This window comes from Stenotrophomonas sp. 278 (genome assembly GCF_003935715.1).
GTDB lineage: Bacteria > Pseudomonadota > Gammaproteobacteria > Xanthomonadales > Xanthomonadaceae > Stenotrophomonas > Stenotrophomonas maltophilia_AH.
On sequence record NZ_RHPP01000029.1, the window covers coordinates 16,709 to 34,682 of the forward strand.

The window sequence follows — 17,974 nt, forward strand, 5'->3', positions numbered from 1 at the left end:
GTGCGCCGAAACGACGTCATCTGCCGGCAACGAACGTGAACCGCCTAGAATGGCGACATGACGTCAACGCCGCCCATCGCCCCGCATGCCCTGAAGGCCGACAGCTTCGGCCGCATCCTGCTGATCGAACAGGACGGCCAGCGCTTCGTGCGCCGCGACCTCGGAGCCACGCCGCTGTGGCTGCGCCTGCCGGCCTGGTGGCTGGCCCGGCGCGAGGCCCGCGCGCTGGCACATCTGAACGGCATGCCCGACACCCCCCGTCTGCTGGCCTGGGACGGCCACTGGCTGGACCGCAGCTTCATGGAGGGCGACGCCATGTACCAGCGCCCCCCGCGCGGCGACCTGGCCTACTTCCGCGCCGCGCGCCGGCTGCTGCAACAGGTCCACCGCCACGGCATCGCTCACAACGACCTGGCCAAGGAAGCCAACTGGCTGGTCCGCGAGGACGGCCGCCCCGCGCTGATCGACTTCCAGCTCGCCGTGATCGGCAACCCGCGCTCGCGCTGGATGCGCCTGCTCGCCCGCGAAGACCTGCGCCACCTGCTCAAGCACAAACGCATGTACTGCCGCGAGTACCTCACCCCGGTCGAAAAGCGCCTGCTGAAACGCCATTCCTGGGTGCGTGACCTCTGGTTCCGCACCGGCAAGCCGGTGTACCGGTTCGTCACCCGCAAGATCCTGCACTGGGAAGACAACGAAGGGCAGGGGCCGAAGCCCTGAGAAGGCACGCAGTTGGGTGCCAGCGGTCCATGCGTGACGCATGACGCGTGATTCGCGGTGCACGGTGGTGACGTCAATGCCAACGCCAACGGGACCCTGGATGGGAAATCGGATGGGGATGTCTGGGAGACTGGTAGGGTCGCACGATAGTCGACCGCCGATAACAAACGTCACTTCATTGGGGCATGACCGCAAAACGAAGGCACGCTCCCCGCAACAACCCACGCTTGCGCCCACCACGGCATAATCAGAAATCCCACTGCTTCCCCGGAATCGCGCATGGCCAGCCTCCAAGGTAAAACCCTGTTCATCACCGGTGCCTCGCGTGGCATCGGCCTGGCCATCGCCCTGCGCGCCGCGCGTGAAGGGGCCAACGTGGCCATCGCGGCCAAATCGTCGGTCCCGAACCCCAAGCTCCCGGGCACCATCCACAGCGCTGCCGAAGCCGTGAACGCCGTTGGTGGCCAAGGGCTGGCCCTGAAGTGCGACATCCGCGAAGAAGACCAGGTGCACGCAGCCGTCGCCGCCACCGTGGACACGTTCGGCGGCATCGACATCCTGGTCAACAACGCCAGCGCGATCTGGCTGCGCGGCACGCTGGATACGCCGATGAAACGCTTCGACCTGATGCAGCAGGTAAATTCGCGCGGCAGCTTCCTGTGTGCGCAGGCCTGTCTTCCGCACCTGCTTCAGGCGGCCAACCCGCACATTCTCACCTTGGCCCCGCCGCCCAGCCTCAACCCGAAGTGGTGGGGTCCGCACACCGGCTACACGCTGGCCAAGATGGGCATGAGCTTCGTCACTCTGGGCTTGGCCGCCGAATTCGGCCCGCAGGGCGTGGCGGTGAATGCACTGTGGCCGCGCACCGTGATCGCCACTGATGCGATCAACATGATTCCGGGCGTCGATGCTGCCGGTTGCCGCACGCCACAGATCATGGCCGATGCCGCGCATGCGGTGCTGACCCGCGAAGCCGCCGGCTTCCACGGCAACTTCCTGCTCGACGATGAAGTGCTGGCCGAAGCCGGCGTCACCGACCTCAGCGGCTACGCGGTGGACCCCTCGCGGCCACTGCTGCCGGACCTTTTTCTCGACTGATCGTAGGTACCACGCCCTGCGTGGTACCCGTGCAAGGCGCGGCACGAGTGAGCGAAAACAGCGCGTTTCCGGCGGGGCTACATGCTCCGGCATTTGGGCCTGACCGAGGCCGCGAATCAGGCGCTGATGACGCCAGACCGGAGAGCAGCCACGCAGGGCGTGGCTCTACGTCTGGGGTGCCTCTCCTGCTAGAATTCCCTCTCTGGAAACGTTTTCAACACGGAGAGGTTGGATGAAGCACGCAGTACGCACGGCCACGATGGCCGTTTCGATCGCCCTGGCCCTCAGCGCCTGCGGCAACAAGTCGGCCGATCCGGCCAAGGCCGAGGCGGCGGCCGCCAGCGAAACGCTGGACGCGCAGGAAGCGCTGACCGTCAAGCTCAATGACTACATTGACTGCTACAACGCCGTTGATGCGGACCAGCATCGTGGCATCGACACCTACACCAACTGGATGAAGGATCCCGAAGCGGGCCCGACCGGAAAGGAACAGCGCGGTTACGGTCCCCGCCCGGTGGACAGCTACGGGCTGAAGAAGTGCGACGAGACGGTCAACCGCGCGCTGGCCGCCGAACCGAAGCTGCCGGCGCTGGACGCCGCAGCCAAGGACTACCTCGCCCAGCTGCACGCGCTGGAGCCGCTGGCCAAGGAAGCCTACGACTACTACAACCGCGAAGATTTCGAAGACGACAACTTCGCCAAGGGCAAGCAGATGCACGCGCCACTGATGGCGGCATGGGGCGCGTTTGCCGCGTCCAGCGAGACCTTCAGCGACGAGCTGGAAAAGCAGAACGACCAGGCCCAGCGTGAACAGCTGGCTGCGCTGGAGAAGGCTGAAGGGCGCACGATGGAGTTCTATCGTCTCTCGATGATGCTGGAGGCCAAGTCGCTGGTGGAGTTCATGAGCGATGACACCTTCGACGTCGCCGAAGGCGAGAAGCGTGTCGCTGCGTTCAACGCGATTTCCGATGAAGCCCACGCCAAGGTCAAGCCGGCGCAGAACGATACCGGCTGGAGCACGTTCGAGATGTCGGCCGAGCAGTTCCGCCGTGAGGCCAAGGACCGCGTGGCCCGCGTGCGCGACAAAAAGCCGTACAGCAAGCTGGAAATCGAGTGGATGAACAATCCGACGCTGGCCCCCAGCGGCTCACCCTCCAAGCTGTTGAACAAGTACAACGACCTGGTTCAGCGAAGCAACCGGATGTAAGAGGTTGCAAGGCGCGGCGGAACGCCCATCCGCCGCGCCTTGCCATCATTGGTTGAACACCTCAGGCAATCCCTGCCCACAGCGTCGGCAATACCGCGCGTCCGGCTCATGCCCTTCCAGCCCGCAGTGCGGGCACCCACGCGCATCGCGTCGCGCGGCCAGCTCGGCATCGCGCATGGTGCTGGCCAGCTCGGCGGTATAGATGCCGGTGGGCACGGCGATGATGCTGTAACCGATCAGGATCAGAACCGAAGTAACGAACCGTCCCAGCACGGTCTGCGGCACGATGTCGCCAAACCCGACCGTGGCCATCGTCACCACCGCCCAGTACATGGCACTGGGAATGCTGGTGAAGCCGTGATTCGGCCCTTCGATCACATACATCATGGTGCCGGCGATGATGGTGATGGTGATCACCGTGAAAAGGAACAGCAGGATCTTGCGCCGGCTGCGCCACAGCGATTCCATCAGCACGCCGCTTTCTTCGATGTAGCGGGTCAGCTTGAGAATGCGGAACACGCGCAGGATGCGCAGCGCGCGCACCACCAGCAGGCTCTGTGCGCCGGGGATGAACAACGACAGGTAGGTGGGCAGGATCGAGGCCAGGTCGATGATGCCCCAGATGCTGAACGCATAGCGCAGGGGGCGCTTCACCACCACCAGCCGCAGCAGGTACTCGGCGGTGAACAGGATCGTGAAGCCCCATTCCACCACGTACAGCCAGCTGGCGTGGGCCACATGGAAGCGCTGCACGCTGTCGAACATGACCACCAGCACGCTGGCGATGATGGCGTAGACCAGCAGCAGGTCGAAATTGCGCGAGGGCTTGGTGTCGTGGCGGTAGATGATGTCGAACCAGGTCCGGCGCCAGCCGGATTCGGTTGCAGGGTTGAGCTGGGGGGCACTGAACGGTCGCATGCGGCGCATTGTGCCCCAGCCGGGGTAGGGGGAGAATGAGACCTTTCCCGGAGCCCTTGACCGCCATGACCGCCGCTGCCCCTGACCCGCTTCTGTCCCTGTCGCATTACTACCTGCCGGTGTACAAGCCGCGCCAGGTGGTGCTCGAGCGCGGCCAGGGCGCGCGCGTGTGGGACAACCACGGCCGGGAGTTCATCGACCTGGCCGCCGGCATCGCCGTGTGCGGCCTGGGCCACAACGATCCGGACCTGAAGGCGGCGCTGATCGAGCAGGCCGGCAAGCTGTGGCACACCAGCAACGTGTTCTACAGCGAGCCGCCGCTGCGCCTGGCCGAAGAGCTGGTCACCGCCTCGCGCTTCGCCGAGCGGGTGTTCCTGTGCAATTCCGGTGCGGAAGCCAACGAAGTGGCGATCAAGTTGGTGCGCAAGTGGGCCTCCTCGCAGGGCCGCCCCGCCGACAAGCGGGTGATCGTGACCTTCCGTGGCAGCTTCCACGGCCGCACCCTGGCGGCGGTGACCGCCACCGCCCAGCCGAAGTACCAGGAAGGCTACGAGCCGCTGCCCGGTGGCTTCCGCTATGTGGATTTCAACGACGAAGTGCAGCTGGAAACGGCGATGGCCGCCGGCGACGTGGCCGCGGTGATGCTGGAGCCGATCCAGGGCGAGGGCGGGGTGATGCCGGCCAAGTCCGGCTTCCTGCAGCGCGTGCGCGAGCTGTGCGACCAGCACAACGCGCTGGTGGTGCTGGATGAGATCCAGGCCGGCATGGGCCGCACCGGCACGCTGTTCGCGCACTGGCAGGACGGCATCAAGCCGGACATCGTGACCCTGGCCAAGGCGTTGGGCGGCGGTTTCCCGATCGGTGCGATGCTGGCCGGTCCGAAGGTGGCCGAGGTGATGCAGTTTGGCGCGCATGGCACCACCTTTGGTGGCAATCCGCTGGCCGCTGCGGTGGCCCGGGTCGCGCTGCGCAAGCTGTCTTCACCGGAAATCGCGCACAACGTGGGCCGGCAGTCGCAGGCGCTGCGCGAGGGGCTGGGGAAGATCAACGACGAGTTCAAGGTGTTCAGCCAGGTGCGCGGTCGCGGCCTGATGCTGGGCGCGGTGCTGGACAAGGACTTTGCCGGGCAGGCCGGACCGATTCTGGATCATGCCGCCGAGCATGGGCTGCTCACGCTGCAGGCCGGGCCGGATGTGCTGCGCTTCGTGCCGTCGTTGAACATCAACGATGAGGAAGTGGCGGAAGGGTTGAAGCGGTTGCGGGCGGCGATCCAGTCGTTCATCGCCACGCGCTGACCGTAGAGCCGGGCTTGCCCGGCTGCCTTTGGCGTGCACCTGCGACACCCCGTCGCAGGTGAGACCTTCCAGCGCTCTCTAGAATTCACGGTGTACCCGCAAGGAGATCACCGTGAAACTGCTCGCCCCCCTGTTTCTGGCCAGCTTGGCCTTCGCTCCGTCCGCCTATGCCCGCGTCTGCGCGGTCAACGTGGACAGCACCGACCAGATGACCTTCACCCAGAAGCAGATCAAACTGGCCGGCGACTGCACCCAGGTGAAGCTCACCCTGCGGCACACCGGCAAGCTGGCGGCCACGGCGATGGGGCATAACTGGGTACTGACGAAAACGGCGGACTACCAGCCGGTGGCGATGGCAGGCATGCGGATGAAGCTGTCCGACAGCTACCTGCCAAAGAACGATGCGCGGGTGTTGGCGCATACGGCCGTAATTGGCGGTGGGCAGAGCACGTCGGTGACGTTCAGCACCGCGAAGCTGGTGAAGGGTGGGGATTACACGTTCTTTTGTTCGTTCCCCGGGCATTTCGCCATGATGAAAGGCCGTTTGATTTTCGGTTGAGAACCGAAAATCAAACGGCCGGGTAGGTAACGACCGTTGGTCGTTACCCGCGCGCCACCACAAACGCCTCACGCGCCGCGGCAATGGTTGCATCAATCACGCTGTCATCGTGCGCACTGGACAGGAACCCGGCCTCATACGCCGACGGCGCCAGGAACACCCCGCGCTCCAGCATCGCGTGGAAGAACCGGTTGAACGCAGCGGTGTCACACGCGGTGGCCTGCGCATACGTCTCCACCTTCTGATGGGTGAAGAACAACCCGAACATCGCCCCCACCTGGTTGGTGGTCACCGCCACGCCGGCTTCAGCCGCAGCGGCTTCCAGCCCGGCACACAGGCGCGCAGTCGCGGCCGAAAGACGCTCATGGAAGCCCGGCTCCTGCACCAGCTCCAGCATCGCAAGCCCGGCGGCCATGGCCACCGGATTGCCGCTGAGCGTGCCGGCCTGGTAGATCGGGCCGGCCGGGGCGATCTGCGAAAGCAGGTCGCGGCGGCCGCCGTAGGCTCCGACAGGCATGCCACCGCCGATGATCTTGCCGAAGGTGGTCAGGTCCGGGGTGATGCCGTAGTGGGCCTGCGCGCCGCCGAGGGCGACGCGGAAGCCGGTCATCACTTCGTCGAAGATCAGCAGCGCCCCGTACTGGGTGCACAGCGCGCGCAGGTGCTGCAGGTAGCCGTCGCGCGGTGGAATGCAGTTGGCGTTGCCCACCACGGGTTCGATGATCAGGCCGGCAATGTGCTCGCCCTGTTCGGCAAACAGCGCGGTGGCGGCGTCGAAGTCGTTGTAGGGCAGGGTAAGGGTGAGCTCACTCAGGCCGGCCGGCACGCCCGGGGAGGTCGGCACGCCCAGGGTCAGCATGCCGCTGCCGGCCTTGACCAGGAAGGAGTCGCCGTGGCCGTGGTAGCAGCCTTCGAACTTGACGATGCGGCTGCGGCCGGTCGCACCGCGTGCAAGGCGGATCGCCGACAGCGTGGCCTCGGTGCCGGAATTGACCATGCGCACCATTTCGCACGAGGGCACCAGCCGGGTGATGGTCTCGGCCATGGTGACCTCGGCGGCGCATGGCGCACCGAACGACAGCCCGTTGTTGATCGCGTGCTTCACCGCCTGGCGCACGGCCGGATGGTTGTGGCCGACGATCATCGGACCCCACGAGCCGACGTAGTCGATGTACTGGTTGCCGTCCACGTCATACAGGTAGGGGCCATCGGCGCGTTCGACGAAGAACGGCTCACCGCCGACCGACTTGAACGCGCGCACCGGCGAATTGACTCCGCCGGGCAGCAGCGCCTGGGCGCGGGTAAACAGGGCGTGCGAGTTGTCGTGGTTCATGCGATGGGGTCCTGGAAACGGGCGAGGCAGGCGCGCAGGGCGGCGACCGGGTCGGGGGCGGCAAAGATGCCGCTGACCACGGCGACCAGGTCGGCTCCGGCGGCGATGATCGGGCCCACATTGTCCGGGGTCAGGCCGCCAATCGCCACCCGCGGCACGCCCAGTGCGGCGGTTTGCCGCAGCAGGTCGACGCTGGCGCGGCTCCTGGTGACCTTGGTGGTGGTGGGGAAGAACGCCCCGAAGGCCACGTAGCTGGCCCCGGCCGCGGCTCCGGTGCCGGCGCGGTCAAGGCTGTCGTAGCAGGAGGTGCCGATGATGGCGTCCGGCCCCAACAGCGCCCGGGCGGCGGCGATGTCGCCGTCTTCCGCGCCCAGATGCACGCCGGCCGCGCCCACGGCCCGGGCCAGGGCCACGTTGTCGTTGATGATCAGCGGCACGCCGTGGGTGGCGCACAGCGGCTGCAATGCGGCGGCCTGGGCCTGCCGCAGGGCGGGGCTGGCGGTCTTGTTGCGGTACTGCAGCCAGGTTGCGCCGTTGGCCAGCAGCGGTTCCACCCGCGCCAGCAGGCGCACGGTGTCCGCCTCGTCGGGGGTGATCAGATAGACGCCCCGCGGGGACGTGGATGCAGCAACAGGGGTGTTCATCAATGGCTACCAGCAGCGCGACGGGAGTGGGACAATGCCGGTCAACCGTACTGCCCAGCCCCTGATTATCCAATGAGCGACACTGCTGCCACCACTTTCCGCACCTGGATGTGCGTTGTCTGCGGTTTCATCTACAGGGAAGTGGATGGTTTGCCGGAAGAGGGCATTGCCCCGGGTACTGCCTGGGAGGATGTACCGGATACCTGGACGTGCCCGGATTGCGGCGTGACCAAGGATGATTTCGAGATGGTGGAGATCGATTGACGCAGGTCGATCGCCAACGGCAGCCGGGCAAGCCCGGCTCTACGATCATGGCGACCCGGAACGCACGTGGCGATTCCAGACGGACATGGCGATCCTGGACGTAGAGCCGGGCTTGCCCGGCTGCTCTCAATGCAACCGCGGCGCGCCGGCGCCTAATTCGATCAGCTTTTCCCGAACCCACTGCGCATCACTGGCCTGCGCATTGCGCTTGAGATACAGCGCCAGGTCATGTCGCGCACCGGCCTGATGGTCCAGCTGTAAATACGCCAGGCCACGGTCACGCAGCGCGTCATCCTGCTCCGGAGCCAGCTTCAGCAGGCGGTCGGCACTGCGTGCAGCGCGGTCCCATTCGCCGCGCTCGGCGTACACCCCATGCAGGTTGCGCAGCATACGCATCAGGATCGCGCGCGCCGGCGCGGCGTCCAGAATCTGGGCCAGCACGTGGTCGTCGGGTACTTCGCCGCCCAGGTGCGAGCGGGCACGCTCGCGCAGCTCGTCCACATCCAGCGGCCGACCGCCGTTGAACGGGTCCATCACCAGCATCCCATCGTCCACCGGCAGGCGGACCAGGAAGTGCCCCGGGAAGGACACGCCGTCCAGCGGAATGCCCAGCCGGCGGGCCACTTCCATCTGCACCAGCGCCAGCGAGATCGGATTGCCCAAGCGGCGATCGAGGACCTGGTTGAGGTAGCTGTTGCGCGGATCGTAGTACTCGCCATGGTCGCCGCCGTAGCCCAGTTCATCGAACAGGTGCCGGTTCACCGCGGCGATCTTCAGCGGGAAGCGGTCCAGCGTGTCCACCTCGGTGCGCAGGTGGTCGGCGTGGCTCTGGACCAGGGCGTCATACGCGGCCGGGTCCAGATCAGGGTATTCGTCGCGTGCGATCAGCAGGGCGGTGGGCAACAGCGGCAGCGCCTCGTCGTCCAGCTCGGCCAGGCTGTCCCACGCCGGCAATGTGATCTTCCCCTGCATGACCACAGACTGGCGACAAACGCGCCGCGATTCAAGCGGCGCGCTGTGAAAAGGCCACGCGGGTGGCGGGCCCGGCGTGGCCGCGTTCAGTTGGCCTCGATGCCCGGCCCGAAGGTGAGCAGCGCGCCATCCTGCAGGCCCAGCTTCTGCGCCTGGCCGGCGTTGAGCTCCAGCACGTACTTGGCAGGGCCGCTGCTGGGATAGGGCGGGCAGCGGTCGCCGGCCGAGCACGGCGGCACGTCGCGCTGCTGGCTGACCAGCCTGCGCTGCGCGTCGAAGTACAGAATGTCCAGCGCGATACGGGTGTTCTTCATCCAGTACGCCTGCAGTTCCTGGCGGTCGTGGATGAACAGCATGCCGTGGCCTTCCGGCAGCTCGTCGCGGAACATCAGGCCGCGCGCGCGACTGGCGTCATCGGTGGCCAGCTCCACCTGGTAACGGGTCCCGGCCAGCTCCACCCAATGGCGGGTACCACTGCTTGCACAGGCGCTCAGCGAGACCAGCAGCAACAACGGCAACAACAGACGCAGCAACGACGAAGCACGCATACCGGGTGTCCTCAGTGAGAAAGTTACAGAACCTGCGGCGGCTCGCCGCCGACAATCACCACGTCCGCCGGACGACGCGCGAACAGGCCGACGCAGACCACGCCGGGCAGCTGGTTGAGTTCGCGCTCCAGCTTCACCGGGTCGGTGATCTCCAGATGATGGATGTCCAGGATCTGGTTGCCGTTGTCGGTCACCACGCCTTCGCGCCAGGTCGGCTGGCCGCCGGTCATGTCCATGATCTGACGGGCCACCAGGCTGCGCGCCATCGGAATCACCTCCACCGGCAGCGGGAACCTGCCAAGCACCTTCACCTGCTTGCTCGGGTCGACGATGCAGACGAACTGCTCGCTGGCCTCGGCAATGATCTTCTCACGCGTCAGTGCGGCACCGCCGCCCTTGATCAGGCACTTGTTGCCGTCGCACTCGTCGGCCCCGTCCACATACAGGGAAAGCTTGCCGGTGTGGTTGAGCTCCATCACCTCGATGCCGTGTTCCTTCAGCCGCGCGGTGCTCTGCTCGGAGCTGGACACGGCCCCCTTGATGCGGTGCTTGATGCGGGCCAGGCCGTCGATGAAGTAGGCCACGGTGGAACCGGTGCCGACCCCGACGATCATGCCGTCTTGAACATATTCCAGGGCTTTTTCGGCGGCCAGGCGTTTGGCTTCGGACATGGGGCAGTACTCGTGAAAGACAGAAGGAAAAAGGTCAGTGCTTTTCCAGCGACAGCAGCAGTTTCCACTGCGCGGCGGTCACGGGCAGGATCGACAGCCGGTTGCCGCGTGCGATCAGCGGGAAGCCTTCGCCCAGCGCGTCGGCATGCAGCTTGATCTCGTCCAGCGAAATGGTGTCGCGCAGCTTGCGCTCAAAGGCCACATCGACCAGCAGCCAGCGCGGTTCTTCGCGGGTGGCCTTGGGGTCGTAGTAATCAGACTTCGGGTCGAACTGGGTGTCGTCCGGGTAGGCTTCGGTGGCCACCGTGGCGGTGCCGACGATGCCCGGCACCTTGGTATTGGAGTGGTAGAACAGCACGCCGTCGCCGACCTTCATGCCGTCGCGCATGAAGTTGCGCGCCTGGTAGTTGCGCACGCCGTTCCAGGGTTCCTGGCCCACGCGCTGCAGGTCGTCGATGGAAAAGGCGTCCGGTTCGGACTTCATCAGCCAGTAGCGCTTGCGTGCGGTCATGCGGTGTCTATCGGGGAATGAACGTGGTGGTTTCGGTACAGATCGCATCCACGCCGACGTCCCACGGCTGCACCGGCAGGTCATCGACCTGCTGGGCAGCGAAGCCAACACCGACCAGCCACGGTGGAGCCGGGCGGGCCTGGCGGAATGCGAAGCTGCGATCATACCAGCCGCCTCCCATGCCCAGCCGCCGGGCCTGCGCGTCGAAGCCCACCAGCGGGGCCACCACCAATGCCATCTGCTCGGCGGCCAGGGTGTCGCCGGCGGCCACGTCTGGTTCGGGAATGCCGTAGCGGTTGGCGGTGAGCGGCTGGCCCGGACGCCAGGGCGCAAAACGCAGCACGTCGCCGCTGAGCACCGGCAGACAGTAGGTGAGGCTGTCGGGCAGGCGCATCTGCCAGCGGTGCAGGGCGATTTCGCCATCCAGTGCCCAGTACCCGGCAACAAAGCCGTGGGTCGGGGTGAAGGGCAGGGCGAACAGGGCATCAGCCAGCTGCTCGGCCGCTTCAATGCGCTGTGCGGCGGGAATGTCGCGGCGGCGTTGGCGCAGCTGCTGGCGCAGTGCGGAGCGCGGGTCGGTCATGCCAGGGTCCGGGCAGCGGTACAGGGCGGCGGATAAAACAAGAGCGACGCTCCGGTGGAACGTCGCTCTTGCAGGAATACTGCATTCTCCGCGGTGACGATGCGTGCGAAACGACCTTGAACCCGGGGTTCAAGTGGGTACGCTGGGACTCCATCGGGCTTCCCGCTACAAGGCGGACCTGCACTCCCGGCGTCGTCGCGCACCCGTGGTCGTAATTAAGGGACAAGGCGAATGTTTGCACACGCCGTCGTTCACAGCAGAGAACGCAGGGCCATTATAGCCAACCCCACCGATTCGGGTACCCCCGTTCGTCGGTCGGATTGCAGGCCAATTCAGGCACCGTCGAATGCGCGGTCCAAGCGCCGGTTCAGGTCGGAAAGCGTCTGCTGCAGGGCCGTCGCCTGCTGCGCGTGCTCGTCGCGCAGTTGCTGCAGTTCATGGGCCAGATTCAGCGCCGCCAGCACGGCAATGCGGTCCACTGCGGCCATGCGGTTGCTGCCGCGGATCTCGCGCATCTTGGCGTCGAGCAGGCGCGCGGCGGCGGTGAGGCTTTCGCGTTCATCCGCGCCCACGCCGACGGTGTACTCACGATCCAGAATTCGGACACTGACCGGTTCGGACTGGCTCATGTGTGCTGCTCCAGGGATTTGAGCCGGGTGATCATCGCTTCCACCCGGGAGCGGGCCTGCTCGTTCTTGGCCAGCAGCTGCGACCGCTCATTGACCAGCTGCTCCTGCTGGTGGCGCAGGCTGCGGTTTTCCTCGGCCAGGCGCTGGTTGCGTTCGAGCAATGCCTCGACCCGGGCGGCAAAGGCCTGTAGCTGGGCGATGGCATCTGAAGGTTCCATGCCCCGCACCATAGCGCAGGCAGCGCCCCGGCCGCTACCTGTCCATTGCTACACTGCGAAGCTGCCAACCCGTAAGTGTGACCGAGCCCGAAATGACCGAACTTCCGACTGTCCAAGACGTTACCCAGGCGAGCCAGGCCCTGGGCCTGGGGGCCAGCGCGGCCGAGCTGCACGGCGGCCTGTGCGGCTGGCTGTCGGCCGGTGGTGCGGCCGTGCGCGAATGGCCGGCCAAGGTGCTGGCCGATGACAGCCTGCCGGCGGCGCAGGAAGGGGACACCCTGGATGACCTGCTGACCGCGACCGTGGCCCAGCTGGAGGACCGTGACTTCGCGTTTGAACTGCTGCTCACCGACGCCACCGATACCACTTCGCAGGCCGACGCGCTGTTTGCGTGGGCACGCGCCTTCTTGGGCGGCTTCGGGCTGGGCGCGGGCGGCAACCGTCCGGTGCTGTCTGAAGAAGGCGAAGAAGCATTGACCGACCTGGCCAAGCTGGCCCAGGTGTCGGTGGAAGACTTCGAGAGCGGCAATGACGACGACGAAGACGCACTGGCCGAGATCGAGGAGTTCGTGCGCGTGGCCGTGCTGCTGCTGCACGGCGACTGCGTGATGGGCGCGCGTCACCGCCAGCGCCTGAACTGAGATGGATATCCAGCAGCTGACCGGAATCAGCGCGAACGAATACAGGCACCGCCGCCAGCAGTTGATGGAGATGGCCGGTGATGACGCCATCCTGGTGCTGCCGGCCGCCTCCGAGCGGGTGCGCAGCCTGGACACGCATTATCCGTTCCGCCAGGACTCGGATTTCTGGTACCTGAGCGGCTTCCCGGAGCCGGACGCGGTGCTGGTGCTGATTCCGGGGCGCCGGCACGGCGAGGTGATCCTGTTCTGCCGCGAGCGCGACGCCGAACGCGAGGCATGGGACGGCGCGCGCGCGGGCCAGGAGGGGGCCGTGGCGGACTACGGCATGGACGATGCCTATCCGATCGATGACCTCGACGACATCCTCCCGGGCCTGCTGGAAGGCCGGTCGCGCGTGTACTACCACTTCGGCCGCGACGCGGATTTCGACCTGAAGCTGATCGGCTGGGTCAACCGCGTGCGCTCGCAGGTACGCCATGGCGCGCAGCCGCCGCATGAATTCCTGGAGCTGGGGCATCTGCTGCACGAGCAGCGGCTGTTCAAGTCACCGGCCGAAGTCGCGCTGATGCAACGCGCGGCGCAGATCACCGTGCAGGCGCACCGCACCGCCATGCGGGTTGCGCGTCCTGGCATGTTCGAATACGAACTGCAGGCGGATCTGGAGCGCGACTTCCGTGCCAATGATGCCTGGCCGGCCTACGGCAGCATCGTCGGAGCGGGCGCGAACGCGTGCATCCTGCACTACCGCGGCAACAATGCGCGCAGCCACGATGGTGATCTGGTGCTGATCGATGCCGGCGCGGAGTTCCGCGGCTACGCCAGCGACATCACCCGCACGTTCCCGGTCAACGGTCGTTTCAGCGCCGAGCAGCGCGCGCTGCATGACCTGGTTGGGGCGGCGCAGGCGGCGGCACTGGCGCAGGCACGACCGGGCGTGCCGTATGAAGCCGGTCACCTGGCGGCGGTGCAGACCCTCACCGAGGGCCTGCTGCGGTTGGGGCTGCTGCAGGGCACGCTGGAAGAGAACATTGCCCAGGGCCATTACCAGCGTTTCTACCGGCACAAGACGGGCCATTGGCTGGGCCTGGATGTGCACGACGTCGGCGACTACCGCCTGGCGGGCGACTCACGCCTGCTCGAGCCGGGCATGGTGTTCACCATCGAGCCGGGGCTGTACGTGAGTGCGGACGACCGCAGTGTGGACGCGCGCTGGCGCGGCATCGGCATCCGCACCGAGGACGACGTGCTGATCACCGACGACGGCCACCGCGTGCTGACCGAAGGCCTGGCACGCAGCGCCGACGAGATTGAAGCGGAGATGGCGGCTTCGCGTTGATCGCCTGATCGTCTGATCGTCTGATTGCACGATTTACGGAATGCCGGGCTTTGCCCGGCTGCTGACGGATTTGTGCGAACAGCCGCTGGTCACGGCATGTCTGGTTTGGCGGCTCGGGACGGGCGTTCCGGGGGACGCTGTGAATACGTCCATGTAAGCTCATCGCCGCTTGCACGTGTACGCAATCCTGCGCACACGGCAAGGCCGGGGTTGGGCGTCCTGCCCAACCCGTCGGGCGCATGCGCCCGACCCATGCGGCTCGTGCCCCCTCCAGCCCACCCCGAACCGCCATCGACAGTGCGTCGGTGGCCATCGAAGATCAAAATCAACGGCGGCCCCGATCCCTTGTCATGCGTTACCGATTGTTGGGAATTTCACGGCGATCGTCTGTCGACCGATTCCACCGGGGCCGGTCACGGGTTTTGATCTTCCGTGGCCACCGACTCCCTGTCTGGGGCGTGCCGGGGTGGGTTTTCGGGACCCTCAAAAACATGGATGTTTTTGACGAGCCTCCATGGATGGATTCACGGCGTGTCCCGCAAACCCACCCCGGTGCGACCAAATACGGGAACCGATGACCACTGGGTGTTCGCACGAATCCAACAGCAGCCGGGCAAAGCCCGGCGATCCGTAGATTGTGCAATCAAAGAATCAATCAGTCAGGCAGTCAGGCGACGATCACGCCTCGGCAAACGCCGGGCGGGTGAGGTTGTCGGCGTCGGCTTCGGTGCACATCACTTCGTCTTCGATGCGAATACCGCCGTAGGGGCGGAAGAAGTCCACGCGGCTCCAGTCGATGCTGTCGCCGTGGCCGCGCTGCTTCACTTCGTCCAGCAGCATGTCGATGAAGTACACGCCCGGTTCGATCGTCACCACCATGCCCGGTTCAAGCGTGCGGGTCAGGCGCAGGTACGGGTGGCCCTGCGGGCGTTCGATGCGTCCGCCGCTGTCGCTGGCCGCGAAGCCCGCCACGTCATGTACCTGCAGACCGATCAGGTGGCCCAGGCCGTGCGGGAAGAAGGCCGCGCTCACGCCCGTCGCCAGCGCCGCTTCCGGCGATACCTTCAGCACCCCGAAGTCCTTCAGGATGCCCATCAGCGACAGATGGGCGTCCACATGCAGCTGCTTGTAGTCCACGCCCGCGCGCACGCCCGCGCACATCCGCTGCTGCGCGGCGTCCACCGAGTCGACCAGGGCCTGGAACTCGTCGTGCCCCGCTGCTGCATAGGTGCGGGTGATGTCGCTGGCATAGCCGAACGCGCTGGCACCGGCATCGATCAGGAAGCTGCGCAGCGGCTGCGGCGCGGTTTTTCCCAAGTCGGTGTAGTGCAGCACCGCCGCGTGTTCGTTCAGGCCCACGATGTTGCCGTAGGGAAGCTCGTTTGCATCCTGGCCCACTGCGCTGCAGTACGCCATGTGGATCTCGAACTCGCTCGCGCCGGCGCGGAACGCGCCTTCCGCGGCACGGTGGCCACGCACGCCGAGGCGCTGGGCCTGGCGCATCAGTGCGATTTCATACGGCGTTTTCACCGCACGGTGCCAGTCCAGATAATGCAGCACCTGCTCTGGATTGTTGGGCACGAACGCACCCAATGCGCTCTGCGGCTCACCCAGGATGGCGCAGCGCGACGCGTCCGCAGGCAGCAGGCCCGGTGCCTGGTCCGGGGTGCGGATGATCTCGATGTCGAAGTGTTCCACCCACCAGCCATTGGGCGCGTCCGGCACCACATGCCAGTAGTCGAACGGCTGGTGGAAGATCACCTTCGGGCGCTCGCCCGGCGTGTACACCAGCCAGCTGTTGGGAACCTTGGTCAGCGGCAACCAGGCCTTGAAGTTCGGATTCACCGCGTACGGATAGTCGCGGTCGTCGAACATCTGGTAATGCAGCGTGCCGCTGGGAATGACCAGATGGTCGAAGCCACCACGCGCCAAGGCTTCGTCGGCGCGCTGGGCAAGCACGCGGACATGATGGGAATACAGGGCACCAAGGTCGGGCAGGTTCATTGCGGAAGCTCACAGGGCAGTGCGGAGTGCAGCCCCTGATTCTGCCCCAATTGGCCTGCCTGCGCTGTGCAGGAACCGGCGCTCAGGGTGCCGAAGTTTCCTGCTCCACCCACGCCCTGAGCAGGGCGCGGTGCTCGCTGCTCAGGGTCAGGAAGCGGAATCCGGTCCAGAACTGGCCCGGGGCGTTGCTTTCCTCGTGCCACAACAGATGTGCGCCCACATCCAGCGGGATCGGTTGGCCGCCGGGGCCTGGAATGGCGAAGCGGAACTGGAACAGCGCGTCGTCGACCATCGGCACCGAGGCAATCATCAGCATGCCGGTTTCCGATACGTTGCCCAGCCGTCCGATCACCGCTTCGGCCATCACGTCGGTGACCGGCACCTGCTCGGTGACCTCGCGGCGTCGCGCGCGGCGGGTGTTCTTGTCGTCGCTCATGCGGCTCCCTCCGCCGGGGTGTTGTTGCCGGCCAGCGAGCGCAGCGTGCGCAGGGTCGCCTGCCAGGCCCGGTCGATCAACCGGCTCTTGTCTTCAGTGACAATGCGCGCCTGGCCGTGCGCCATCAGGCGCGCCAATGCGTCCAGCGAATGCTCGGCCACCTTCTGTCCGCGCGGATTCACAAACAGCGCATTGTCGGTGATCAGGCTGTACCAGCTCAGGCGCTGGCGTCGCACGTCGCCCTGCTGGTTGGTGGTGAATTCGAACCACGTGCCAAAGGGCAGGGTGCGCAGCTGCTTGTAGAGCTCTTCCTCGCCCGCCGTGCGTGCCAGTGGCGCGGCCTTGCGCGGGTCGTGGCCGTCGGCCTGCTCACCCAGCCGGCTGCGCGCGCGCAGTCGCGCGGTCAGCTCGGTACGTGAGCTGCTTTCGTCTTCGCCGCCGGGAGTGGACAGCCGGCGCGAAATCGCAGCAGCTTCGTCCTGGTGATAGCCCACCTGCAGCAGCGCCGCTTCCACCTGCTGGCCGAGCTCGAGGTCGCTGCCGGCGCTGCCGGGCGGCTGACAGGTGATCTCGGCAATACGCGCGGTCTCCTGCGCACGCTGCTGCCATTGCTCGGAGCCTTCTCCGTTGCGCAGCAGGGTCAGGGTGAGGACGTCGGACCAGGCCTGCTTGAGCAGCGACTGCACGAACCGCGGCGGCGCGGCGTCCGCACACAGCTGTTCGATGCTGGTTCCGGCCTGCTGCTTGGCCGATTCCAGGCGCTCCTTGCCGCGTGCGGCTTCCACGTGGCGGCGTTCGGCCAGCTCGGCCTTGTGCGCCAGAGCGCGGAAATGCTGCTGGACCTCTTCATTGGCGGCTTCGAACACCGCACTGTCGCCTTCGTAATCGGTGACCACTTTCTCCACGGCGCGGTCGAGCTTCTGCACCAGCTGCGGGTCGACGTCTTCCTCGCCCAACCAGTTGGCACCCGCTTCAGCGACGGCGTTGAGCAGCTCGCGCGCTGGGTGCTGGTCGCGCACGAAGAACGCGGGGTCGCTCAGCGCGGCGCGCGCGACCGGAACCTGCAGGCGGGTCAGCAGGTCCACCGCGGCGGCATCGGGCCGCACTTCGCGCTGGATCTGACCGTACAGCATGTTCAGCAGGTCGAAAGTATCGTTGTCCTTGACCGTCAACGCGGCCTGCGGACCGTGGTCGGCGCGCATCTGCGCGAGCAGGGCGTTGTGCAGGTCGGCCATGCTGCGACGGGCGTGGACGGTCTGCGACTGCAGCTTGGCCAGGGTGGCATGCACGCTGGCACTGGCCAGCGGTTGCGCGGGCGTGCTGCCGGTAGCGTCGGCAGGCGCGGGCGCTGCCCCCCCCTCGGTGACGTGGTGCCTTTCGTCTGGCA

21 protein-coding genes and 1 other RNA gene are annotated in these 17,974 nt (G+C 66.4%); 8 read left to right on the forward strand and 14 right to left on the reverse strand.

Annotated features, from left to right (window positions below; all coding sequences use genetic code 11):
* The first annotated feature begins 57 nt into the window (after window positions 1-57).
* From EGJ34_RS07155 to EGJ34_RS07165, 3 genes are all read left to right on the forward strand, one after another.
* Window positions 58-720 carry a serine/threonine-protein kinase gene (locus EGJ34_RS07155; protein ID WP_125359810.1) on the forward strand — a complete coding sequence of 221 codons (663 nt, stop codon included), beginning with the start codon at window positions 58-60 and terminating at the stop codon, window positions 718-720.
* A 279-nt stretch (window positions 721-999) separates the two neighbouring features.
* Window positions 1,000-1,818: an NAD(P)-dependent oxidoreductase gene (locus tag EGJ34_RS07160; RefSeq protein WP_125359811.1), complete on the forward strand. Its 819-nt coding sequence runs from the start codon at window positions 1,000-1,002 to the stop codon at window positions 1,816-1,818.
* 232 nt (window positions 1,819-2,050) lie between these two features.
* Window positions 2,051-3,025, forward strand: coding sequence for a YiiG family protein (locus EGJ34_RS07165; protein WP_125359812.1), 975 nt, complete (start codon window positions 2,051-2,053; stop codon window positions 3,023-3,025).
* A 45-nt stretch (window positions 3,026-3,070) separates the two neighbouring features.
* Here the strand turns inward: EGJ34_RS07165 and EGJ34_RS07170 are convergent, their stop codons facing one another.
* Window positions 3,071-3,943, reverse strand: a complete 873-nt coding sequence (locus EGJ34_RS07170; protein WP_125359827.1) for an ion transporter — start codon at window positions 3,941-3,943, stop codon at window positions 3,071-3,073.
* A 65-nt stretch (window positions 3,944-4,008) separates the two neighbouring features.
* Between EGJ34_RS07170 and EGJ34_RS07175 the strand changes: the two genes are divergently transcribed.
* Window positions 4,009-5,238: an acetylornithine transaminase gene (locus EGJ34_RS07175; RefSeq protein WP_125359813.1), complete on the forward strand. Its 1,230-nt coding sequence runs from the start codon at window positions 4,009-4,011 to the stop codon at window positions 5,236-5,238.
* Window positions 5,239-5,350: 112 nt separating this feature from the next.
* Window positions 5,351-5,797: an azurin gene (azu, locus tag EGJ34_RS07180; RefSeq protein ID WP_260476926.1), complete on the forward strand. Its 447-nt coding sequence runs from the start codon at window positions 5,351-5,353 to the stop codon at window positions 5,795-5,797.
* 43 nt (window positions 5,798-5,840) lie between these two features.
* On the opposite strand, the gene hemL is transcribed toward azu, so the two are convergent.
* Window positions 5,841-7,130 carry a glutamate-1-semialdehyde 2,1-aminomutase gene (gene hemL, locus EGJ34_RS07185; RefSeq protein ID WP_125359814.1) on the reverse strand — a complete coding sequence of 430 codons (1,290 nt, stop codon included), beginning with the start codon at window positions 7,128-7,130 and terminating at the stop codon, window positions 5,841-5,843.
* On the reverse strand, window positions 7,127-7,774 hold the full coding sequence (gene thiE, locus EGJ34_RS07190) for a thiamine phosphate synthase (RefSeq protein ID WP_125359815.1): 648 nt from the start codon (window positions 7,772-7,774) through the stop codon (window positions 7,127-7,129). The genes hemL and thiE overlap by 4 nt, the downstream gene beginning before the upstream one ends.
* 72 nt (window positions 7,775-7,846) lie before the next feature.
* Here thiE and EGJ34_RS07195 point away from each other — a divergent pair, with 72 nt between their 5' ends.
* Entirely contained in the window at window positions 7,847-8,038 is a 192-nt protein-coding gene (locus EGJ34_RS07195; protein ID WP_125359816.1) for a rubredoxin, read from the forward strand.
* A gap of 126 nt (window positions 8,039-8,164) precedes the next feature.
* Here the strand turns inward: EGJ34_RS07195 and EGJ34_RS07200 are convergent, their stop codons facing one another.
* The 8 genes from EGJ34_RS07200 to EGJ34_RS07235 form a co-directional block, all read right to left on the reverse strand.
* Window positions 8,165-9,010 (reverse strand): SirB1 family protein, encoded by an 846-nt coding sequence (locus EGJ34_RS07200; protein WP_125359817.1) that lies wholly within the window; start codon window positions 9,008-9,010, stop codon window positions 8,165-8,167.
* Between the two features lie 86 nt (window positions 9,011-9,096).
* On the reverse strand, window positions 9,097-9,558 hold the full coding sequence (locus EGJ34_RS07205; RefSeq protein ID WP_185750093.1) for a DUF192 domain-containing protein: 462 nt from the start codon (window positions 9,556-9,558) through the stop codon (window positions 9,097-9,099).
* 23 nt (window positions 9,559-9,581) lie between these two features.
* Window positions 9,582-10,229 (reverse strand): ribose-5-phosphate isomerase RpiA, encoded by a 648-nt coding sequence (rpiA, locus tag EGJ34_RS07210; RefSeq protein WP_125359818.1) that lies wholly within the window; start codon window positions 10,227-10,229, stop codon window positions 9,582-9,584.
* Window positions 10,230-10,263: 34 nt separating this feature from the next.
* Window positions 10,264-10,740, reverse strand: a complete 477-nt coding sequence (locus tag EGJ34_RS07215) for an EVE domain-containing protein (RefSeq protein WP_125359819.1) — start codon at window positions 10,738-10,740, stop codon at window positions 10,264-10,266.
* A gap of 7 nt (window positions 10,741-10,747) precedes the next feature.
* Window positions 10,748-11,323 carry a 5-formyltetrahydrofolate cyclo-ligase gene (locus EGJ34_RS07220; RefSeq protein ID WP_125359820.1) on the reverse strand — a complete coding sequence of 192 codons (576 nt, stop codon included), beginning with the start codon at window positions 11,321-11,323 and terminating at the stop codon, window positions 10,748-10,750.
* An 81-nt stretch (window positions 11,324-11,404) separates the two neighbouring features.
* Window positions 11,405-11,589: non-coding RNA, 6S RNA (gene ssrS / locus EGJ34_RS07225), on the reverse strand.
* A gap of 66 nt (window positions 11,590-11,655) precedes the next feature.
* Window positions 11,656-11,952, reverse strand: a complete 297-nt coding sequence (locus tag EGJ34_RS07230) for a cell division protein ZapA (protein WP_125359821.1) — start codon at window positions 11,950-11,952, stop codon at window positions 11,656-11,658.
* Complete coding sequence (locus EGJ34_RS07235; RefSeq protein ID WP_125359822.1) at window positions 11,949-12,170, reverse strand: TIGR02449 family protein; 222 nt, start codon at window positions 12,168-12,170, stop codon at window positions 11,949-11,951. Before EGJ34_RS07235 ends, EGJ34_RS07230 begins: the two co-directional genes overlap by 4 nt.
* Window positions 12,171-12,262: 92 nt before the next feature.
* On the opposite strand from EGJ34_RS07235, the gene EGJ34_RS07240 reads away from it, so the two are divergent.
* The gene (locus EGJ34_RS07240) at window positions 12,263-12,811 is read left to right on the forward strand and encodes a UPF0149 family protein (protein ID WP_125359823.1); all 549 of its coding nucleotides are present in this window, start codon (window positions 12,263-12,265) and stop codon (window positions 12,809-12,811) included.
* Between the two features lie 7 nt (window positions 12,812-12,818).
* Entirely contained in the window at window positions 12,819-14,147 is a 1,329-nt protein-coding gene (locus tag EGJ34_RS07245) for an aminopeptidase P N-terminal domain-containing protein (RefSeq protein ID WP_125359830.1), read from the forward strand.
* 678 nt (window positions 14,148-14,825) lie between these two features.
* On the opposite strand, the gene pepQ is transcribed toward EGJ34_RS07245, so the two are convergent.
* From pepQ to EGJ34_RS07260, 3 genes are all read right to left on the reverse strand, one after another.
* The gene (gene pepQ, locus EGJ34_RS07250) at window positions 14,826-16,151 is read right to left on the reverse strand and encodes a Xaa-Pro dipeptidase (protein WP_125359824.1); all 1,326 of its coding nucleotides are present in this window, start codon (window positions 16,149-16,151) and stop codon (window positions 14,826-14,828) included.
* A gap of 82 nt (window positions 16,152-16,233) precedes the next feature.
* Window positions 16,234-16,587 carry a PilZ domain-containing protein gene (locus tag EGJ34_RS07255; RefSeq protein ID WP_125359825.1) on the reverse strand — a complete coding sequence of 118 codons (354 nt, stop codon included), beginning with the start codon at window positions 16,585-16,587 and terminating at the stop codon, window positions 16,234-16,236.
* The coding region (locus EGJ34_RS07260; RefSeq protein WP_125359826.1) for a DUF1631 family protein at window positions 16,584-17,974 on the reverse strand (1,391 nt) is incomplete at its 5' end. The genes EGJ34_RS07260 and EGJ34_RS07255, both read right to left, overlap by 4 nt.

Bases quoted from the DNA above. Each gene is read 5' to 3' on its own strand.
- EGJ34_RS07155 (WP_125359810.1), top strand. From the start codon at position 58: ATGACGTCAACGCCGCCCATCGCCCCGCATGCCCTGAAGGCCGACAGC.
- EGJ34_RS07160 (WP_125359811.1), top strand. From the start codon at position 1,000: ATGGCCAGCCTCCAAGGTAAAACCCTGTTCATCACCGGTGCCTCGCGT.
- EGJ34_RS07165 (WP_125359812.1), top strand. From the start codon at position 2,051: ATGAAGCACGCAGTACGCACGGCCACGATGGCCGTTTCGATCGCCCTG.
- EGJ34_RS07170 (WP_125359827.1), bottom strand. From the start codon at position 3,943: ATGCGACCGTTCAGTGCCCCCCAGCTCAACCCTGCAACCGAATCCGGC.
- EGJ34_RS07175 (WP_125359813.1), top strand. From the start codon at position 4,009: ATGACCGCCGCTGCCCCTGACCCGCTTCTGTCCCTGTCGCATTACTAC.
- hemL (WP_125359814.1), bottom strand. From the start codon at position 7,130: ATGAACCACGACAACTCGCACGCCCTGTTTACCCGCGCCCAGGCGCTG.
- thiE (WP_125359815.1), bottom strand. From the start codon at position 7,774: ATGAACACCCCTGTTGCTGCATCCACGTCCCCGCGGGGCGTCTATCTG.
- EGJ34_RS07195 (WP_125359816.1), top strand. From the start codon at position 7,847: ATGAGCGACACTGCTGCCACCACTTTCCGCACCTGGATGTGCGTTGTC.
- EGJ34_RS07200 (WP_125359817.1), bottom strand. From the start codon at position 9,010: ATGCAGGGGAAGATCACATTGCCGGCGTGGGACAGCCTGGCCGAGCTG.
- EGJ34_RS07205 (WP_185750093.1), bottom strand. From the start codon at position 9,558: ATGCGTGCTTCGTCGTTGCTGCGTCTGTTGTTGCCGTTGTTGCTGCTG.
- rpiA (WP_125359818.1), bottom strand. From the start codon at position 10,229: ATGTCCGAAGCCAAACGCCTGGCCGCCGAAAAAGCCCTGGAATATGTT.
- EGJ34_RS07215 (WP_125359819.1), bottom strand. From the start codon at position 10,740: ATGACCGCACGCAAGCGCTACTGGCTGATGAAGTCCGAACCGGACGCC.
- EGJ34_RS07220 (WP_125359820.1), bottom strand. From the start codon at position 11,323: ATGACCGACCCGCGCTCCGCACTGCGCCAGCAGCTGCGCCAACGCCGC.
- EGJ34_RS07230 (WP_125359821.1), bottom strand. From the start codon at position 11,952: ATGAGCCAGTCCGAACCGGTCAGTGTCCGAATTCTGGATCGTGAGTAC.
- EGJ34_RS07235 (WP_125359822.1), bottom strand. From the start codon at position 12,170: ATGGAACCTTCAGATGCCATCGCCCAGCTACAGGCCTTTGCCGCCCGG.
- EGJ34_RS07240 (WP_125359823.1), top strand. From the start codon at position 12,263: ATGACCGAACTTCCGACTGTCCAAGACGTTACCCAGGCGAGCCAGGCC.
- pepQ (WP_125359824.1), bottom strand. From the start codon at position 16,151: ATGAACCTGCCCGACCTTGGTGCCCTGTATTCCCATCATGTCCGCGTG.
- EGJ34_RS07255 (WP_125359825.1), bottom strand. From the start codon at position 16,587: ATGAGCGACGACAAGAACACCCGCCGCGCGCGACGCCGCGAGGTCACC.